The organism is Methylobacterium sp. C25, assembly GCF_021352225.1.
Classification (GTDB): domain Bacteria; phylum Pseudomonadota; class Alphaproteobacteria; order Rhizobiales; family Beijerinckiaceae; genus Methylobacterium.
The window spans coordinates 1-15640 of the sequence record NZ_JAAUVI010000001.1 but is presented as its reverse complement, the minus strand read 5'-3'; the positions used below and the strand labels follow the sequence as shown (position 1 = coordinate 15640).

General features: G+C 67.0%; 24 protein-coding genes. 11 read left to right on the top strand and 13 right to left on the bottom strand.

The genetic code is table 11. The features are described from left to right. The first annotated feature begins 10 nt into the window (after positions 1–10). The gene (locus tag HCU64_RS00120) at positions 11–829 is read left to right on the top strand and encodes a hypothetical protein (RefSeq protein ID WP_233381785.1); all 819 of its coding nucleotides are present in this window, start codon (positions 11–13) and stop codon (positions 827–829) included. Positions 830–979: 150 nt separating this feature from the next. Here the strand turns inward: HCU64_RS00120 and HCU64_RS00115 are convergent, their stop codons facing one another. Genes HCU64_RS00115 through HCU64_RS00100 form a run of 4 tightly spaced genes read right to left on the bottom strand, consistent with a single transcriptional unit; the run spans position 980 to position 2193 of the window. Then, entirely contained in the window at positions 980–1258 is a 279-nt protein-coding gene (locus HCU64_RS00115; RefSeq protein ID WP_233381784.1) for a hypothetical protein, read from the bottom strand. Further along, entirely contained in the window at positions 1255–1701 is a 447-nt protein-coding gene (locus HCU64_RS00110; RefSeq protein WP_233381783.1) for a hypothetical protein, read from the bottom strand. Before HCU64_RS00110 ends, HCU64_RS00115 begins: the two co-directional genes overlap by 4 nt. After that, complete coding sequence (locus HCU64_RS00105) at positions 1698–1964, bottom strand: hypothetical protein (RefSeq protein ID WP_233381782.1); 267 nt, start codon at positions 1962–1964, stop codon at positions 1698–1700. Before HCU64_RS00105 ends, HCU64_RS00110 begins: the two co-directional genes overlap by 4 nt. Then, on the bottom strand, positions 1957–2193 hold the full coding sequence (locus HCU64_RS00100; protein WP_233381781.1) for a hypothetical protein: 237 nt from the start codon (positions 2191–2193) through the stop codon (positions 1957–1959). Before HCU64_RS00100 ends, HCU64_RS00105 begins: the two co-directional genes overlap by 8 nt. Before the next feature lie 417 nt (positions 2194–2610). Here HCU64_RS00100 and HCU64_RS00095 point away from each other — a divergent pair, with 417 nt between their 5' ends. From HCU64_RS00095 to HCU64_RS00060, 8 genes are all read left to right on the top strand, one after another. Beyond that, complete coding sequence (locus HCU64_RS00095) at positions 2611–3789, top strand: DUF6011 domain-containing protein (RefSeq protein ID WP_233381780.1); 1179 nt, start codon at positions 2611–2613, stop codon at positions 3787–3789. 151 nt (positions 3790–3940) lie between these two features. Further along, entirely contained in the window at positions 3941–4273 is a 333-nt protein-coding gene (locus HCU64_RS00090) for a hypothetical protein (protein WP_233381779.1), read from the top strand. After that, the gene (locus HCU64_RS00085) at positions 4273–4602 is read left to right on the top strand and encodes a hypothetical protein (protein ID WP_233381778.1); all 330 of its coding nucleotides are present in this window, start codon (positions 4273–4275) and stop codon (positions 4600–4602) included. Before HCU64_RS00090 ends, HCU64_RS00085 begins: the two co-directional genes overlap by 1 nt. Positions 4603–4742: 140 nt before the next feature. Then, entirely contained in the window at positions 4743–5327 is a 585-nt protein-coding gene (locus tag HCU64_RS00080) for a hypothetical protein (RefSeq protein ID WP_233381777.1), read from the top strand. A gap of 67 nt (positions 5328–5394) precedes the next feature. Then, complete coding sequence (locus HCU64_RS00075; protein ID WP_233381776.1) at positions 5395–7005, top strand: AAA family ATPase; 1611 nt, start codon at positions 5395–5397, stop codon at positions 7003–7005. An 11-nt stretch (positions 7006–7016) separates the two neighbouring features. Further along, positions 7017–7286: a hypothetical protein gene (locus HCU64_RS00070; RefSeq protein WP_233381775.1), complete on the top strand. Its 270-nt coding sequence runs from the start codon at positions 7017–7019 to the stop codon at positions 7284–7286. Then, positions 7267–7488, top strand: coding sequence for a hypothetical protein (locus HCU64_RS00065; RefSeq protein WP_233381774.1), 222 nt, complete (start codon positions 7267–7269; stop codon positions 7486–7488). The genes HCU64_RS00070 and HCU64_RS00065 overlap by 20 nt, the downstream gene beginning before the upstream one ends. Further along, positions 7485–8312, top strand: coding sequence for a metallophosphoesterase (locus HCU64_RS00060; protein WP_233381773.1), 828 nt, complete (start codon positions 7485–7487; stop codon positions 8310–8312). Before HCU64_RS00065 ends, HCU64_RS00060 begins: the two co-directional genes overlap by 4 nt. A gap of 248 nt (positions 8313–8560) precedes the next feature. Here the strand turns inward: HCU64_RS00060 and HCU64_RS00055 are convergent, their stop codons facing one another. The 7 genes from HCU64_RS00055 to HCU64_RS00025 form a co-directional block, all read right to left on the bottom strand. Further along, a complete protein-coding gene (locus tag HCU64_RS00055) occupies positions 8561–8821 on the bottom strand; it encodes a hypothetical protein (protein ID WP_233381772.1) in 261 nt (86 codons plus the stop codon). Further along, positions 8821–8982 carry a hypothetical protein gene (locus HCU64_RS00050; protein WP_233381771.1) on the bottom strand — a complete coding sequence of 54 codons (162 nt, stop codon included), beginning with the start codon at positions 8980–8982 and terminating at the stop codon, positions 8821–8823. The genes HCU64_RS00055 and HCU64_RS00050 overlap by 1 nt, the downstream gene beginning before the upstream one ends. A 61-nt stretch (positions 8983–9043) precedes the next feature. Next, positions 9044–9214 (bottom strand): hypothetical protein, encoded by a 171-nt coding sequence (locus HCU64_RS00045; protein WP_233381770.1) that lies wholly within the window; start codon positions 9212–9214, stop codon positions 9044–9046. Then, positions 9211–9447 carry a hypothetical protein gene (locus HCU64_RS00040; RefSeq protein ID WP_233381769.1) on the bottom strand — a complete coding sequence of 79 codons (237 nt, stop codon included), beginning with the start codon at positions 9445–9447 and terminating at the stop codon, positions 9211–9213. The genes HCU64_RS00045 and HCU64_RS00040 overlap by 4 nt, the downstream gene beginning before the upstream one ends. Further along, complete coding sequence (locus HCU64_RS00035; protein WP_233381768.1) at positions 9444–9824, bottom strand: hypothetical protein; 381 nt, start codon at positions 9822–9824, stop codon at positions 9444–9446. The genes HCU64_RS00040 and HCU64_RS00035 overlap by 4 nt, the downstream gene beginning before the upstream one ends. Beyond that, positions 9817–10101, bottom strand: a complete 285-nt coding sequence (locus HCU64_RS00030) for a hypothetical protein (protein ID WP_233381767.1) — start codon at positions 10099–10101, stop codon at positions 9817–9819. Before HCU64_RS00030 ends, HCU64_RS00035 begins: the two co-directional genes overlap by 8 nt. Before the next feature lie 2 nt (positions 10102–10103). Further along, on the bottom strand, positions 10104–10382 hold the full coding sequence (locus HCU64_RS00025; RefSeq protein ID WP_233381766.1) for a glycoside hydrolase family protein: 279 nt from the start codon (positions 10380–10382) through the stop codon (positions 10104–10106). 777 nt (positions 10383–11159) lie between these two features. On the opposite strand from HCU64_RS00025, the gene HCU64_RS00020 reads away from it, so the two are divergent. Together HCU64_RS00020 and HCU64_RS00015 are read left to right on the top strand one after the other, a co-directional pair. Continuing rightward, on the top strand, positions 11160–13226 hold the full coding sequence (locus HCU64_RS00020; RefSeq protein ID WP_233381765.1) for a helix-turn-helix domain-containing protein: 2067 nt from the start codon (positions 11160–11162) through the stop codon (positions 13224–13226). Between the two features lie 147 nt (positions 13227–13373). Further along, positions 13374–13706 (top strand): hypothetical protein, encoded by a 333-nt coding sequence (locus HCU64_RS00015; protein WP_233381764.1) that lies wholly within the window; start codon positions 13374–13376, stop codon positions 13704–13706. A gap of 464 nt (positions 13707–14170) precedes the next feature. On the opposite strand, the gene qatD is transcribed toward HCU64_RS00015, so the two are convergent. Next, on the bottom strand, positions 14171–14914 hold the full coding sequence (qatD, locus tag HCU64_RS00010; protein ID WP_233381763.1) for a Qat anti-phage system TatD family nuclease QatD: 744 nt from the start codon (positions 14912–14914) through the stop codon (positions 14171–14173). A 4-nt stretch (positions 14915–14918) separates the two neighbouring features. Continuing rightward, entirely contained in the window at positions 14919–15383 is a 465-nt protein-coding gene (locus tag HCU64_RS00005) for a hypothetical protein (RefSeq protein WP_233381762.1), read from the bottom strand. Positions 15384–15640: the final 257 nt, after the last annotated feature.

Here is a 15640-nt window from a genome sequence, read left to right as displayed (position 1 = left end):
TCGTGTCGGCATGACGGACGACACCGACCGCGCCACCGCCCTCGACCGCCTGCGCGCCGCTCGGGACGCCGGCTGGCCGGACCCGCTGGCCGTCCTCGACGACTGCGAGCGAGCGCTAGGCGGCAGGCCATCCCGGATCGCCATGCCTGCCAGCCGGACCCGGGCGCTCTGGTACACGACTGACCGAGACACCGGGTTTCCCTTCGAGGACGTCAAGCTGGTCGAGGAGGCGCTGCAGGCCATCGACCGGCCGCTCGTCGGATCGAATCCTCAAGGCCTCGATGCCGACTTCGACCCGACTGAAAGCCCCGAGTTCAGGGAGATGCTGCAGAGGCAATCCAATGCCCGCCGGGACGCCGACGGGCACCCCAGGATCGATCTGTTCCCCGAGGATGGGCGGCCGCTCTACGGCGCGCTGCAGGGGGACCGAAGGACGCGACAGGGCCTTATCGCGGAGGCGCTGCGACTGCTCGACCTCGCGCACGCTCTCCCGTACGAGGCGCCGCCTGCCGCTGAGCGGGATCATACCGACAATCCAGTTCACGCCGCGACCGTCCAGGCCTACGCCGACGCCGCGGCGATCAGATCGCACGTGCATCGCATGTCAGACGCCCCGCGATATCCTGTCGAGGACGGCCCGGGCTCAGGGCGATTCGTCGAGCTGACCGTCCGCGTGATGGTCGGGACCGCCCGCAGCACTGTCATCGTGTCGGAACGGGATCGCGGGGCCGCCCTGCACGAGATCCGGCAGCATGGGCGCGAGACGGACGGCCTGGGGGCCACGGTCGAGGCGGCCGTGCAGGATGGGATCGAGCGCCTGAAGGGTTAACTGACGACTTGGTAAACGATTTTATTCTGACTCGCACAGATTTCTTTTGGGGAAACGGACCGAGAACGTGACTTCTATATGAGCCACCAACTATATTAACTTTATCTATTCAGTTAATCTGTATTTACTTCTCGTAAACCACGCCAGCAGTCAGTTCCGCGTCCCGATCTCGCCCTGATACTCCCCAATTTCCTTGACCGTCCCATCCGCCGGATGCAGGCCGCTGACGCCCTCGCACTTGGGGCGGACGAGGCTCCCGCCGCGCAAGATGATCTTGCCGAACCGGAACCGGCTGCTGCACACGAGGCAGCACCAGGGCTGCTGCATGACGTCGTCAGCGGCCGGTGCTTCGCGCTCCTGGGACATTGCGTCAGCCCTCATGTCGTCTGCGACGGACCAGCCGTGGGTGGTGATCTGACGGGGTCTCACGCCGCCTCGTCCTTCGCCTCGCGGAGGAGGTCCATCGCCCGGTGCATGGCTCGGATGCCTTCCTGGTGCTTGGCCTCCCAGGTCGTGAACCAACGCTCGACATCGGCCTGGACTGCCGGGCTGATCAGACGGGATCCGCGGAGCATGATGAGGGGCGTGCCGCCGTCGAAGGACGCCTGGAAGAAGGACAGCATCGCCTTGGCCAGCGCGACGCCCAGATCGCGGTGCCCCTCGACCACGACGGCGGCGACGTCGGCCTCGATGCAGGGCGGGATGACTGGCGCGATCAGGCGCACCGTCGGGCCATACGTCTCGCACTCGTTGCCCGTCAGGAAGACGATGAAGCTGTCCGGCGTGTTCCGGCAGACCTCGCCGACCTCAGGCTTGTCCCAAGAGCCGTCCTTGCGCTGGGTCTCGATCCAACAGAATTCGCGCCTGCTCACGCCTTGGCTCCCTTCTCATCCCGGCGCTTCGCCTTCAGGCGCCGCTGCAGCGAGGTCGCCCGGACCGTGAGCGACTCGATGTCCTCGACGATGCCGGCGAACGCCGTCATGCGGCGGGCGTCCTTGCTGATGTGCTCCAGCAGCGCGAACTGGGTTCGCACCTTTCGGAGCTGGTCGATGCCACGCCCAAGGGCATGCACATCCAGGCCAAGGCGCGCCTGATCCTGCTTGCGGGCCAGCCAGATTTCAGATCGCTCAGCCATGGAACGACCCCACCTGCGGAAGCGAGAGCGACGTCTGAATGGGGCGCGTCGACCGGCGCACCGCGAATCCCCCGCGGTCGTCCGTAGCCACGCAGAGACCGACATGCGGGACCGGCACGGCGAGGCGGCCGCAGCCCTGGATCTCCGGGCGCATGCCCTCGTGCGGAGGATACGGCCGCCCGCAATCGGGGCAGACGAGAGCGATCACGGTCTCAGTGGTCATCGGCATCACGCGGATCGATGGGTATCTCGGCACCGGTGCAACCGGAGAGGATGTCTATCCAGGCCATGATCAAAGGTTAGCCTCGGCGCTGGCGAAGAACAGATGTCAGGCCGTCCAGTTCGGGGGTAGGTTGACGGCCGTTAACCGTGGGCCCTCAAGGCTATTGCCCCGGTGATCCGAATTCGGGATGCTCCCCAAACCGCGAAACAAGACGCGGCCCGGCCCAAGCGGCCACCGCGCAATAAGCACGGGCAACTCAACGATAACCTTCGACACCGCGCCCTTGCGTGCGGGCAACGGCGGGATTCCTCCGGGGATCTCGCTCGCCCAAGCTCGGCGCTTGTGCATCCCCGTATTGTCTGTATATATGGACATTACCGGTTCGGACCAATCCGAACCAGTGCAAAGAAAGACACCTCATCCATGACCAAAGTCACGCTGCAGGACCGCGCGTCCGTCGTCCGCGACGCCTGGATCCGCGCCTACGATTCCGCCATCCAGACCGAGACCCCGGTCAGCCAGCATCTCTCCAGCGCCATGCGCGCCGCCTGGGCCTCGTTCCGCTCGGCTCAGGCCTCGGGCGAGTACCGCCTCGCAGGCGATGCCTACTATGAAGAGCGCTACGGGCGGCACGACCGCGCCGCCGCCAAGAAGAAGCTCAAGGCGATCCTCGCGGCCAAGGCCGCCCCGTCCGCGATCTCCGGCTTCCGCGTGGTGAAGTGCTGGTTCGATGCGAGCGACACGTTCCAGGCGCACGTCTTCCCACAGATCTACAGCCGCCCCGAGGACGCAACGGGCGAGATCGTCTCGCTGCTCGGCGGCCGCGACCCCAGCTTGTTCAGCCCGACCGAAAGGGAGGCGGGCGTGATCCTGATGATGGAGCAGGTCCCCCCGACCCCGGCGATGATGCGCACGCCGGTCCAGCAGGCCCAGGCCCAGCACGTCCCCGCCGGCAAGGAGATCGAGGGCTTCAATCTCATGAAGTTCTGGATCGACGAGTACGGCGGGCTCCGTCACGACACGTGGCCGGTGCTCTTCGCCCGTGCCGCCGACGCCGAGCCCCTGAAGGCGGCGCTGCTTGCCGGCACGGGCGATCCCACGTTCTGGGGTCCCGATGACGTCGAGTGCGGCGCGAGCCTGGAGATCGAGCCGGTGTACCGCCCCGCCAGGGCGAAGATGCCGACTCCCGTGCAGCAGGCGCAGGCCCGGGATCTCCGGCTTGCCTCGACGACCTGCGACCCCTGCGGCCGCGAGCTCACGGATCCCGTCAGCATAGAGACCGGCATCGGTCCGGTCTGCAGGGCCGCGGGGCACCAGCGCCGCCAGCTCAGCCTTTTCGACGAGCCCAGCGACTATCGCATCGAGCTCGCCGGGGCGGTGATCTGCATCACGGATCTCGCCCGCGGCGGGAGGACCGTGACGAACGACGCGGCCGGTGTCGTCGAGGACCTGCGCAGGCTCGGGTACGACCTCGACCGCATGCCGGTGATCTACCGGGACACGCAGGGCAATTGGGACGAAATGGTCGTCCGGAACGGGGCTTTCCTCTGCTTCCACGGGATCGATCAGGAGCGAAAGCAGGCCCTGAGGGCGCTCCGGTGAGGCGCCGCCTTCCACATCGCTACGCCGGCACGATGCCCATCGTCATCCTTCAGGGGCGCCCGTGGGCACTCCACTGGGAATTCGTCTCTATCGCGAACCGCGCCGCCTGCAGGCTCAAGTCTTTCCAGCAATACTCATTCGGAGACAACTGATGAATACTATCGGATTCCGTGTCTCGTCTGAGACGCAGCCCGCCGTCGAGCGGCTGGAGCGGGAGCGCTACGTCGCTAACGTGTCGCTCTCCCTGTTCGAAGGGCGTTACTGGACGACGCTGCAGTGGAAGAAGGACCATCAGACGGCGTGCGGCCGCGCGCGCAGCACGATCTGGATGATGTCCGACGGCCGCCTCGCGACCGACCTGCACGCCAGCTGGCTTAACCGCGCCGACGATTTCGAGGGCGAGGCTGCCGGCACGATCGAGGAGGCTCTCGACGAGATCGACCGCCTCCTCGCCAGGGCTCAAAGCCAGAAGGCGGCTGCCTGATGGCCTTCTCTGCAGATTTCCGGACGAATAGCCTCGCAGTCGGCTGTTTCGAGAGCGTCGGCTTCGAGGCCATGCTCAAGCTGCACTACCAGGGCGACCGGTACAGCACGACGCTTACGTGGTTTCGTGACACGCCGACGCCGTTCGGCGACGTGCTGGCCTCCATCGAGCTCACGGACGATGGCCTGCTGTCCCCCGGGATCCAACCGGCTCCCACGTTGACGATCCCGGTGATCATCAAGGGCGAGCCGGGCCACATACCTTGGCTCGTAATCGACGAGATCGACCGCCTCATCGAAGAATACGTCGCCGGGAGGGAAGCCGCGTGAGGATGCCACTCATGATCTACGGCGGACGTGTGTTCATGCTGCAGCACATGTCCGTGCCCGATCTACAAATCGCCGGCAATCAGAATTCCGGTCACTATCTCATCACTGCTTATTACTACGCGTTTGCTTAGAGGACCGTAATGGCTATCCGCATCATCGCCGTCCCAGGAAACCCGGATGCCGTCGGCTACGTCGGTGTGCCGGCGGGCGGCTTGGCGAAGCTCAAGGGCCCCTACGGCTCTCGCGGCGAATGGGGCGGCCTGCCGGTGCTGACGTACGCTGGCCGGCAGCCCCTCGTCGACGGCGTGCCAGTCGACGCCAAGGGCATGAAAGATGAGCTTGCCGAGGCCATCGAGTTCGCCGGGCAGCGAGTTTTCGGTCAGGACTGGATCGGGCACGTCTCCACCGTCTCGGGACTCGCGCACCGATCCGTGCAGCGCGACCGCATCGCGGAGCATGGCCTGCCGGCGCCGGTGCTTCAGCTCCTCGCTCGCGCCTGCGCGCACCACATGCCGAGGACGCTGGGCTTCGCCATGCTCTCGATTGCTTACTCTTGGCGCGAGGCGACCGAGGGCGACGACCCCGCCGAGACCGCGGGGCGCATGTCCACGTCCGCCCGCGACGAGCTCGGTCATCATCTCAAGGGCGTCGTCGACGTGGCGCTCGATCAAGTCGACGATATCCGGGCCTCTATATTCGCATTCCGCTCGTCAACTCGATCTTAACGCCTGTCTGTCAGTCTTCCGGCTGGAGCGCCGCCATGAGTTGGCGCACTGACCGAGAGACTAGCAGATGACCGACGCCGACCGGCGCGCTCAGCGCGCTCGCGCGAGCTTTATCGCGCTCACTCCCCCCGAGACCTCAGCGACACCGGCGAGCTACCGAGACCTGCTGCTCGGCGCGCCCCTGTATTGGGATTCCCCGTACGCTGACGGGCAAGCCTGGGCTCAGACGGCAGACACGGCCGGGCTGCCGGACGACGTGCGCGCGGCCATCTCTGCCCTGGCACACGGCGGCGTGACGGCGGCCGCTCTGGTCGCATGCGCCGAGGCCTGTGAGCGGGCCGTCGCCAACGAGGGCCTGACGGATCTTGGCCGCGATGCATGCCAGAAGCATGCCGGCCGGTGCCGTCTCCTGGCGGCGTGGCTCGGCCACTATGGCTCGGCATGCATCGCACACCACCAGGCGGACCTCGCGGCCGGACTCGCCACGGATGATGCCGAGAAGCGGCTACTCCTCACGACGCGCCAGGAGATCAGCCACCTCGCACACCTGATCATCTGCAACACGCTAGAGACGCAGCGGGACTCGGTCCGCGCGGGCATCCGGGAAAGCGTGTGGAGCGACTTGCGCGCCGATGCCGAGTGCGTGATCTTTTGGCAGCGGGCCGACATGGCCGAGGCTGTCAGGGATGCGGTTGCTACCAGGTCGCTCTCGGAGCGGCTGCTTGGCCCTGTCCGCGACGACACGGGCTGGGATCCAAGAGACCCGGATCACGCCGATTACATACCGGACAATGGCCCCGGTTTGGTTGTCCTGAAGTCGGTCTCGCACCTGCCCGGCACGACGTCAGACGGCTCACGGACGGCATCCTCGTCGACGCCGCGGGCAGAGTTCGCCTGCATCGCAGGGATCAGGCTGCCTTGCTCTACGCCGGGGGATCTCCCGGCGATTCGTGCCGCCTTGGTCGGCCGTTTCCCGCATGCCGAGGCGGTGATCGACAGGATCCTCAACCTGGCGCTCGGGCAACCGTTTGCCCGGCTCCGGCCGCTGCTGCTCGTCGGTCCTCCTGGGTCGGGCAAGACCCGACTGGCGAGGGAGATCTGCGAGGCCCTCGGGCTGCCTGTCACCGTTTTCGCCTGTGGCGGTGTCGCGGACGCGGCGTTCGCCGGGACGAGCCGCCAGTGGGGGACGGGCCGGGGGTCGGTTCCCCTGCAGTCGATCCGCCGGGCGATGCTGGGCTCCGTGGCCATCATCCTCGACGAGGCCGAGAAGTCCGGTGACGGTAAGTCGAACGGCAATCTCCAGGACGCGCTGCTCGGCATGCTCGATCATGCCGGCCACTTCCACGACCCGTTCCTGGAGTGCGCTGTCGACCTATCTGGCGTGACCTTCATCGCGACGGCCAATAGCCTCGCTGGACTGTCGGCGCCGCTGCGGGACCGGTTTCTCGTCATCGAGATGCCAGCGCCGACGCAGGAGTCCCTGCCGGCCCTCGTCACCGGCATCCTCGCCGACATTCGGCAGGAGCGCGGCGTCGCGGAGGAATGGCTGCCCGGGCTGGACGGCGAGGAGTTCGCCGCCGTCGTCGAGAACTGGCGGCCGGGAGGATCGATCCGTTCGCTCCGTCGACTTTGCGAAGCCGCCCTGGCGGCCCGCGAAGTTCTGTCGCCGCGTCACTGAGGGAGGGCAAGATGGTGACTTCTTTCCTCCACGTCCCGACGGCCGAACGGATGCTCGTCGTAAACCGCGAGATCGTGCGGCGCGCCCTGGATGCCGGGCAGATCGATGTCGGGCTCGGAGCCGGCGCTGTCCTCTACATCCGCCGCCTGGAGCACGAGCTGCGCGAGGGGATCATCGATGGCGACGTGGCCGTCCTCGACGCCTCCCGGGTCGCTCGTGCGATCTCGCTCACACGGCCCGATGCCCGCCGCGAGGTTCGCGATGCGGACGTTCGAGCCTGAGACCGTCGAGGCCCTCGACGACATCGCCGCCGGCATCCGTTCCTGCTGGGTGCCGGGGCGGTCCTGCAGACTGCCTGCCCGCGTCGCGCTGGTGCGTGTGCTCCGCATCCGGTCGCTCGTCGGCCGGGGAATGATCGAACCGGGGCGCGCGCTGCGTGCCGCCCGCGCCGCCGCATGGGATGCTGAGGAGAGACTACGATGACGACACGCCTCTGGATCCTCAGCGACCTGCACCTCGGCGGCACGCATCCGCTCGATCTCACGCTGCCGGAGCATGACGTCGTCGTTATCGCCGGCGACGTAGACGAGCGCCTCGCGGATCGGGTGCTGCCCTGGCTGCACAACCGGTTCGACCGTCCGCTCGTCTATGTGCCGGGCAATCACTGCTACTGGCATGGCCGGGCCTCGTATCAGAGCCAGCTTGCCGACGCGCGCGAGCTTGCCGCGGCCTCGGGGATCCACCTGCTCGCCGAGGGCGACGTCGCCGAGATCGCGGGCGTGCGATTCGTGGGCGCGACGCTGTGGACGGACTGGTCGATCAGGCCAGGCGCGCGTGGCCTTGCGCAGAGCACGGCGAGTGACCGCAACACCGGTATGCGCGACGTCCGGCGCATCCGCTGGCGGCGCGGGCCCGGCGATTACTCGGCGTTCCACCCGTCCATCTCGGGCGGGCTGCATGCTGAGCAGCGCCGCCGTATCGATGCGGCCTTGGCCGTCCCGTTCGCCGGTCGTACGGTCGTCGTCACACATCACGCCCCGCATGAGCGGAGCCTGCGCGGGGGCGAGTGGAGGGAGTTGCTGGACGCGGCGTATGCCAGCGACCTGTCCTCGATCCTGCAGGGGCCGCATGCCCCGGACCTCTGGATCCACGGGCATATCCATGAGTCCCGAGACTACCGAGTTGGGGAAACGCGTATCGTGTGTAACCCTCGCGGCTACGTCACGGAGAGGCGCGGCGGCCGGGCGCTGGCGGTGCCGGAGCCCGAGAACCGCTCGTTCGATCCGGCGCTCGTGATCACTGTCTGAGTGACGAACCAGGTGTTGGTCGTGACAAACGAGGTGTTTTCGGGCTCGGAAATGACAAACGAGGTGCGCGAGTGACAAAGCGCGTGCGTTGGGCCCCCAAAATGACAAAACGCGTGCGCTGCGGGGAGACCGGCGCGGTGGCAAACCTCGCGCGCCGGTGTCAAACCGCCTGAATTCCACGCGAAAAGTGGCAAACCTCGCGCGATAGGAAGCGAAGCCTCGATAGCTTCGCTTTCCTTGCATCGGTTCTAGAGGTCGAGATCGCCCTGGATTTTGGCCCTCTCGACCTCGCGCGCGTCCCGGGCGAGCTTGGCCTGCCACCGGTGGCCGAGCCAGACGAGGCCCTGCCGGGTGACGAGTGTCTGCTCGCGGTGCTGTCCCGGCCGCGTCCGGACAAGGCGGACCCGGGCGTGCTTGCCTGATGTGTCCATGACATCTGCGACCGTGAGCGGGTTCAGCTCCCTACGAGAGGGATAGATCTCCAGGCGGTCGACGTGCGGGGAACCCATCAGGATTTCTTCGCCTCGGCATCGAGGGCGGCGAGCGCGCGTTCGAGGGCGGCCGCCAGCTCGGAGGGGAGCGGCCTCTCAGGCGGGAGCTTCATGCGCCAGCGCTCCCGAAACACCAGGTCGCGGGCGGCCTTGATCACCGCGGCGGCCGCCTCACTCACGGCAGACTCTGGGGCGGCGGAACGAGGCAGAGCATCAGTGCGACGCCGATGGCGAACATGATCACCGGCGCACTCGCGGGGGCTTGAGGGCGGCGAGCGCTGCCGACACGTCCGGCTTGGCATCGGGCACCGGCTCGCCGCGCAGAGCGGAGAGGACCGTGGCGTCGACGAGCGGCCGCGGCGGGGGATTCCAGCAGGCGAGCGGGACGATGAGGGCCAGCGTCAGGTTCACGGCGTGCCCTCGACGATCTCGCGCACCGCGCCGAGCTTGTCGTGGCAGTCGCCATGTGCGTCCGCCAGGTCGGAGACGTAGCCGGCGACGACGAGCTGCGTGCGGCCCTGCCGGGACGGTACAGCCGGGCGGCCGGAGCAATGGAGCAGCTCGCCAGGGACTGCCAGGACCGGCCTGTCGTGGCAGCCGGCGAGCGGGAGGACGGCGGCGGCCGCGAGGATCAGGCGTCTCACCGCAGGCTCTCCAGGGTGTCGTCGAGGATCTTGGCCACGGGCCCGTCGTCGGACGCTGGGGCCGAGAGGATCCGGTCCCGGCGGGTGCGGGAGGCCGCGTTCCGAGCCGCCGTCGCCCTGGCGTTCCGCTCCAGGGCCTCGATGGCCTTGCCCTTGGCCGCGGCGTCCGCCTTCGCCTCCCGCGCCTCGATGCGCGAGGCGGCGAGATCGGCCTGCAGACTGGCGACGTAGGCCGCCCCGGCGAGCAAGACTGCGACGCAGGCCAGAGGCAGCGCGGCGCGCGGTAGGTACGCCAGCGCCAGGGCGGCGGCCGCCACCGCGACGAGAGCAGCTATGCCCAGCGGCGTCCAGACAAGGGCGATAGCCAGATCAAGCACGCCGGGTGTCCCACAGGGCCCGGAGCGCCTTCCAGACATTCCAAACCATCAGCACCAGGGCGACGGCGAAGAAGACAAAGCCTAGTGCCCTAAGAACCGCCATGGTGAGCGGTGACGCCGTCAACGGCTGGCAGGCGAACATCCAGATGATGCCCGCCAGCAGGAATGCCGGAGCCCTGTCCCGCTCCAGCCGGGCGGCGAAGGCCAAGCGGTTGACAAGGATCTCGACGACGAGTCCGAAGGACGCGATCAAGCACACGAATTGGAATGGTGTCATGGTCAGATCCCCTTGAGGCAGAGGGCGCGCTCGCGCTCGCGCCGGGCGGTCAGGCCGGGGATGACCTTGCCGCCGGCCTTGTTGAACAGCAGGAGCGCGTCGCAGGCGCCGCGGCGGTCGCCGGCGTTGAACTTGCGGACGACGGTCGAGCGGCAGAAGGCGCCGGACCCGATGTTGTATGCGAGGTCCAGGAAGGCGACGTAGGTCGGGTCCAAGATCTCTCGCGTGATGCACTTCTCGACCGACGCGCCGGCGAACTCGCCGAGCGCCTTCACGAGCATGGCGTCGCACCCGGCCCCAAAGGGCGGCGCCGATGGCGGCGGTGACGAACCGGATCGAGGGGCTGTGCCGCTTCGATCCGTTGACCCAGAGGCCGAGCATGCGGATCACGGAGACCGCGAGCAGGCCCACGCCCCAAGTTCCCTCAGCAGCGATTGCCGCGAAGGGATCGAAGGTCGGTCGCGAGAAGGTCGGCCCAGGCGATAGCAGGGCGAGCGAGACGCCGAAGCAGACGAGCGCGCCGACTCATTCGGCCTCGCGGCGTTCGTGATGCCCGGAGAAGGGGAGACCGGTCATGCCGCGGCCATCGCGCTGAGGGCGCGGGCGGCGCAGGTTCGGGGCACGCGGCGGTCGACGACGGTGGGTGCAGGCTCGATGATCATGATGGGACGGGACCGCGCACGGTAACGTCGTGGAACCTCTACCGATTCGGCGCAAGGACGGCCTATTCGGTCTTTGACGCCTCCGATCAGGCCCTGTTGCGGGGGCGGCCGCCTCGTCTACGCAAAATGACGCGCGGCCCGGCGAGGGCGATTTCTCGGCCGTGGAGCGGACTGAGCGCGCCGCCTGCAGGAGTCGCGATCAGGCGTGGCTCGGTCGGATGGCGCGCATCCAGGGGCCTTCGGGCGGCGGCGGCGGCCCCGTCGGAGGGGCTGATTTCGCCGTTAACGGTGGGCCTTCAGGAGCAAGGCGCGGCGCTTGTGGCAGGCCCGCGAATTCAGCATCTTAGCCTTGCTTGCGGGTGTGGTGCCCCGCTGGCAGCCACCGTCCCGGATCGAATGCAGCCCCGCCCGTACGTGATCCCAGAGATGCCGGCGTTCCTACTCGACGAGCCTGTCGAGACGATCGCTCGTGCCGAGGATCTGGCCTCCGCCCCCAGTTTCACCGACTACGCCTTCGCGCCCCTCTCACCTGAGGCGATGGAAGTCGTCTGGTGCGACGGCATGGACGAGACGGCGCTCGGCGAATGGGAAGTCGGCCGGCAGTGGAAGCCGGATCGAAACAACGACCGCAATGTCCAGCAGTCTCAAGCGCGCGCTGCCAAGCTGGCTCATCTCGATTTCCTGCACCCTCGCTCCTGCACAGCTGGCGAAGTCATCCTGCTTGATAAGGACTGCCGGCGCCCGAAGGCCCTGCATCCGAGCCAATTCCGCCGACGCGGGCAAGCCCTCGACGAGGCGCAGTTCGTCTCGCTGAACACGTTCGATGATCGCCGCGTTGCCGCCCAGCTCGCCTCGATCCGTGCCGTCTGGGCCGATGCCGAGCTTCGCAAGGGCTCCCCTTTCGAGGGCATGGACAGGCGCATCGTCGCCGAGGTTCTGCTTGCGCGACTGAAGTCTAAGAACATCCCGTTCCCGAGCTACATCCTCGACAGCGGCCGCGGGCTGTGGCCAGTTTGGGTTTTCGAGGGCATGTGCCCCGGCGCCCGCAAGCGCGTGCGCGCGGTCATCAACTTCTTGAACGGGCCCCGCGTGGCCGAGGACGGCACCGTTATCCACTCCCGCCACGCCAAGCATGATGCCCGCGTGCGCGCGGCCGAGGCGCGTGCGGCTCGGATCTGGGACGGCTTCGCCCTAGATCATGCCGTTCGGGACGTGACGCGCGTCCATCGGCTCGCCGGCACGGTCAATCCCAAGTCGGGCACGGTCGTTCGCATCGTTTGGCCAGCCTCCTTCGAGGAAGCCGAGCGCGTCGATTTCGAAGCGCTCGCCGCCGCCGTCCTGCCCTACGGCCGGGCCGAGGTGCAGGCCTACCGCGAGACCAAGGCCTCGAAGTCTAAGCCGGCCGCCACCGCCAAGCCGCGCCTGCGCATGTCCCGCTGGGGCGCCATCGCTGCCGATATTCTGACCCTCGCGCGCTATCTCGGCCCCACCGGGCTGGAGGGGCGCCGCGACCTCGTCGCCTATCACGTCGCGACAGCTTGGTCGCACATGGGCCAAGGAGACACTGCGGCCTCTTGGGCTGCCAAGCTCTCGCCCATCGTCGGGCTGCCCGAGGATGAGCTTGCCCGATATCTCTCGGGCGTCGCCCAGCGCCTGCGCCGGCATGAGGCGGGCGAGACGACGACGTGGGACGGCCGGCAGGTCTCTGTGCTCTACAGCCCGAGCAACGCGAAGGTCATCGAGAGCCTTGGGCTTACGCCGGATCTCGCCGAAGCGGCCGGCCTGACGTACCTGCGCCCGGGGGCCGAGGCTTGCCAGGCGGTGCCGGCGAAGGCCCGCAAGGCCGCACAGCGCCGGCGTGAGGGACGTGCCACTCGCGAGAAGCAGGCCGACTCCCGCGCCACGCTGGCCCGCGTTGCCCGCGAGATGCTCGCAGACGGGATCCCGCTCACGGACATTGCGGCCATGTTCGGCTGCGCCCGCGGCACCGTGTATAGCGCGCTCGCGGCGAACCAGGCGGACGCCGTCGAGGCTGCCGCCACGGCGATCGGGGAGGCAGGAGACTCCTCCGATGCTGTTCAATCTGTGTCACGGCATCTAATGGTCCCCCCTTATGCCCCCTGCCGTGGCCAGATCGACGCCTCGGAAAACGCCGTCGTCCCAGCCCGGCGCAGCAAGCCCAAGGCGCGCCCCACGGCCCCGAAGCCGAAGTGGCCTCCACATGGCCCCCTGCTGCGCCTTCTCGCCATCTACCAATACGTCCGCGGCTGCTGTTGGGACGATTGGGGCGATATGACCGGGGCTGCCATGGTCCTGGAGGAGGAGATGCTGCAGGGCAGGAAGCTGCACCCCGCTCCGGCTAAGCCGCATCACGAGGACAAGCTTCGCGCGCGTCTCGCCAGACTACGCATTGACCCCAACAACTACTTGCCTTGTCCCCGGCCAGCGACCCGCCTACACTAAGGCATGGGTGGCGAGAGCCTCCCGGGACTGGCTCACTGATGCACCACATCGTCCGCCAGGACACACACCCCGCCCCGGAAACCCGGGCGGGGTGTCGTCGTTTCAGAGGCCGTGGTGCCTTGCCAGACCCGCAGGCACGATGCCGGCATGATCCCGGCACCGTCCCTCTCAATGACCCATACAGCGCCTTCCCGGGCCGCCCGTCGCGATGCCGACCGCCGGCGCAAGCGCGAGGCTCGCGAGGCCATGCGAGCCGCAGGAATCCCCGATGCCAGGCTGCTCGACGCGGCGATAGTCGACGCCCTGCGTGATCTCGTTCTCTCCTACGGCGTGCCGAACGAGAAGACGATGGTGGCGTTCCGCGACGTGCTGCGCCTCGCCCTCGACGGCCTCCAGGGGCGCGAGCAGCAGGGCATCCCGCTCAACCGAGCCCAGATGCACCTCGCCCTGGCTAACAGGCTGGCGCCTCGTCAGGACTGACCTAGGCAGGTCCCGGCTCGGCACGCACGATGCCGGCATGGCCAACGACCATCTCATCCAGCTTCGCTTCCAGGTGGACACGGCAAGCTGGGGCTCGGCGGGTTCGCCAAGGACGTTCTTCCCTTCGCCTCGTCCTATGCCCTGAACGGGGTGATTTTCCGCGCACGCGACAACCTCCGCGACGAGGCCTAAAGGGAGTTCGATAGGGCCGTCGACTTCTCGATCAGGAACGCCTTCGGCTATCCTCGGGAGGAGGAATAGGCATAGGCCGGCGTGGGAAACCCCGCCCGGTTCGCCACAGATTCCCTGCGTGGGAACATGGTAGCTTAAGTGCAGGTAAACGAACAGAACCGCAAGTAGTCCCGGAAAGAGAGCTGGGAAATATATCGAACAAGATCAACGCGCTGCGTAGTTTTGCGTGATGTGGCGGTTCTAGTACAATCCGGAAACTCGGAGTTAGGGAGTTAAGCGAGCGCTGCGCAGGACAGCAAACGCGTGGCGTTGGCGTCCGTGGCGGCCTCGATCTCGGAGCTTGGCAATCCAAGAAGCTCTGAAAGACGGGACAGGGTGGACCGAAGGTCTCCCTTTCCGCCTCGCAAAGGGGCGTCGCTCTCGATCAATAGTACGTCTCGGGGGATCGCCTCTATCATCGATCGTGACCGAGCGCTGCTCAGCATGGATCCATTCACCGAGAACCAACATCCCAGGGAGATGGCTCGGGCAAACTCCGACGCCGAGCCCGAGAACCAGTGCAAGACCGCCAAGACACCGCCGCGGGTAGGACAGGTTTCGATTTCATCGAGAACCTGGGTCGCGGCACGCCGGCTATGGATGCTTAGAACTCGGCCACCGAGAGCTCCGGCGCGAAGCACTATCTCGCGAAACACGCGTCGCTGGAGGTCGAGTGAGCTGGCATGTTGCGGGCTTCCATCCAGGCCGATTTCGCCGATGAAATGGGCTTCGGACATGAGGTCGAGCATAAGACCGACCTCCCTGTGTGCCTGCTCCACAAGTTCGGGATGAAGCCCCAAGGCTGGCTTGGTCCATGGGTTCCCGTCAGCCCACGACATGTTCTGCTGCCATGCCCGTGGCGTGGTCGTCACGGCAAGTGTCGTCACGCGATACTTCTGACGGGAGAGATACTCTGCGGCCGGATCTGCCATGAGGTCGAGGTGGCAGTGAAAATCGTGCACGCCGTCGCTGCCCACTGCCTCAAATCGCGGTGGCGCGCACTCCTCTAAGGGCACGGCCGACTTCTCTAATACCCTCGGCGAACACGCCGGTGTAGGCCTGGATGTCGTCGGGCGTGTAATCCATTAGCGGCCCGGGCTTGCGGACGAGGGTTCCGGTAATCTCAGGCTTCTGGCGCAGGCGCTCGGCCATATAATCAAAAGCCCTGATATGCTCGCCTATCGATGTGCGGGGGTCGACCCTTCCGTTCAGTTGGGGCAGTCCAACATAAGCCGTTGGCTCACGCCCGTATGCCCGCGTCTCAGCCGCGCGCCGGATGAGGCACGGAACGCAGTAGCCGCAATGGCCCGGTGCATGGCCATCCCAACGTGCCTTGGAGATCGAAGAGCACGAGATGGTGGTGGGTACGGCCCTCTCAACGAAACCACGGTGGGCAACCTCGTCGAGCATCTGCCCCTTGGTCTTGAAGCGGTAACGGTTCTCCACTCGATCCGCGAGATCCAGAGCCCGCAGCAGCTCCTCCCACCGTGCCAGGTAGAACGGGTGGGTCGTCCTGGTGCTCCAAGCGCCTAGACGCAACGGATCCAGAGGCACGTTGAGGGAAATGAGCCCGTTCTCGGGTGTGTTTCGGCGTGCAACTTTGGCTCTGACTCACTCTCGCTGATGCTTATGGCGATAGGCCAATGAGCCGGGCTTGGAGGAGATCCATTTTGCCGCGGCCGTACATCTGGCGCTTCACGAGC

What these genes read in the sequence shown, in the direction of transcription:
- HCU64_RS00120 (WP_233381785.1), top strand. Translation starts at nt 11, where the DNA reads ATGACGGACGACACCGACCGCGCCACCGCCCTCGACCGCCTGCGCGCC.
- HCU64_RS00105 (WP_233381782.1), bottom strand. Translation starts at nt 1,964, where the DNA reads ATGGCTGAGCGATCTGAAATCTGGCTGGCCCGCAAGCAGGATCAGGCG.
- HCU64_RS00100 (WP_233381781.1), bottom strand. Translation starts at nt 2,193, where the DNA reads ATGCCGATGACCACTGAGACCGTGATCGCTCTCGTCTGCCCCGATTGC.
- HCU64_RS00095 (WP_233381780.1), top strand. Translation starts at nt 2,611, where the DNA reads ATGACCAAAGTCACGCTGCAGGACCGCGCGTCCGTCGTCCGCGACGCC.
- HCU64_RS00090 (WP_233381779.1), top strand. Translation starts at nt 3,941, where the DNA reads ATGAATACTATCGGATTCCGTGTCTCGTCTGAGACGCAGCCCGCCGTC.
- HCU64_RS00085 (WP_233381778.1), top strand. Translation starts at nt 4,273, where the DNA reads ATGGCCTTCTCTGCAGATTTCCGGACGAATAGCCTCGCAGTCGGCTGT.
- HCU64_RS00080 (WP_233381777.1), top strand. Translation starts at nt 4,743, where the DNA reads ATGGCTATCCGCATCATCGCCGTCCCAGGAAACCCGGATGCCGTCGGC.
- HCU64_RS00075 (WP_233381776.1), top strand. Translation starts at nt 5,395, where the DNA reads ATGACCGACGCCGACCGGCGCGCTCAGCGCGCTCGCGCGAGCTTTATC.
- HCU64_RS00070 (WP_233381775.1), top strand. Translation starts at nt 7,017, where the DNA reads ATGGTGACTTCTTTCCTCCACGTCCCGACGGCCGAACGGATGCTCGTC.
- HCU64_RS00065 (WP_233381774.1), top strand. Translation starts at nt 7,267, where the DNA reads ATGCGGACGTTCGAGCCTGAGACCGTCGAGGCCCTCGACGACATCGCC.
- HCU64_RS00060 (WP_233381773.1), top strand. Translation starts at nt 7,485, where the DNA reads ATGACGACACGCCTCTGGATCCTCAGCGACCTGCACCTCGGCGGCACG.
- HCU64_RS00055 (WP_233381772.1), bottom strand. Translation starts at nt 8,821, where the DNA reads ATGGGTTCCCCGCACGTCGACCGCCTGGAGATCTATCCCTCTCGTAGG.
- HCU64_RS00030 (WP_233381767.1), bottom strand. Translation starts at nt 10,101, where the DNA reads ATGACACCATTCCAATTCGTGTGCTTGATCGCGTCCTTCGGACTCGTC.
- HCU64_RS00025 (WP_233381766.1), bottom strand. Translation starts at nt 10,382, where the DNA reads ATGCTCGTGAAGGCGCTCGGCGAGTTCGCCGGCGCGTCGGTCGAGAAG.
- HCU64_RS00020 (WP_233381765.1), top strand. Translation starts at nt 11,160, where the DNA reads ATGCAGCCCCGCCCGTACGTGATCCCAGAGATGCCGGCGTTCCTACTC.
- HCU64_RS00015 (WP_233381764.1), top strand. Translation starts at nt 13,374, where the DNA reads ATGATCCCGGCACCGTCCCTCTCAATGACCCATACAGCGCCTTCCCGG.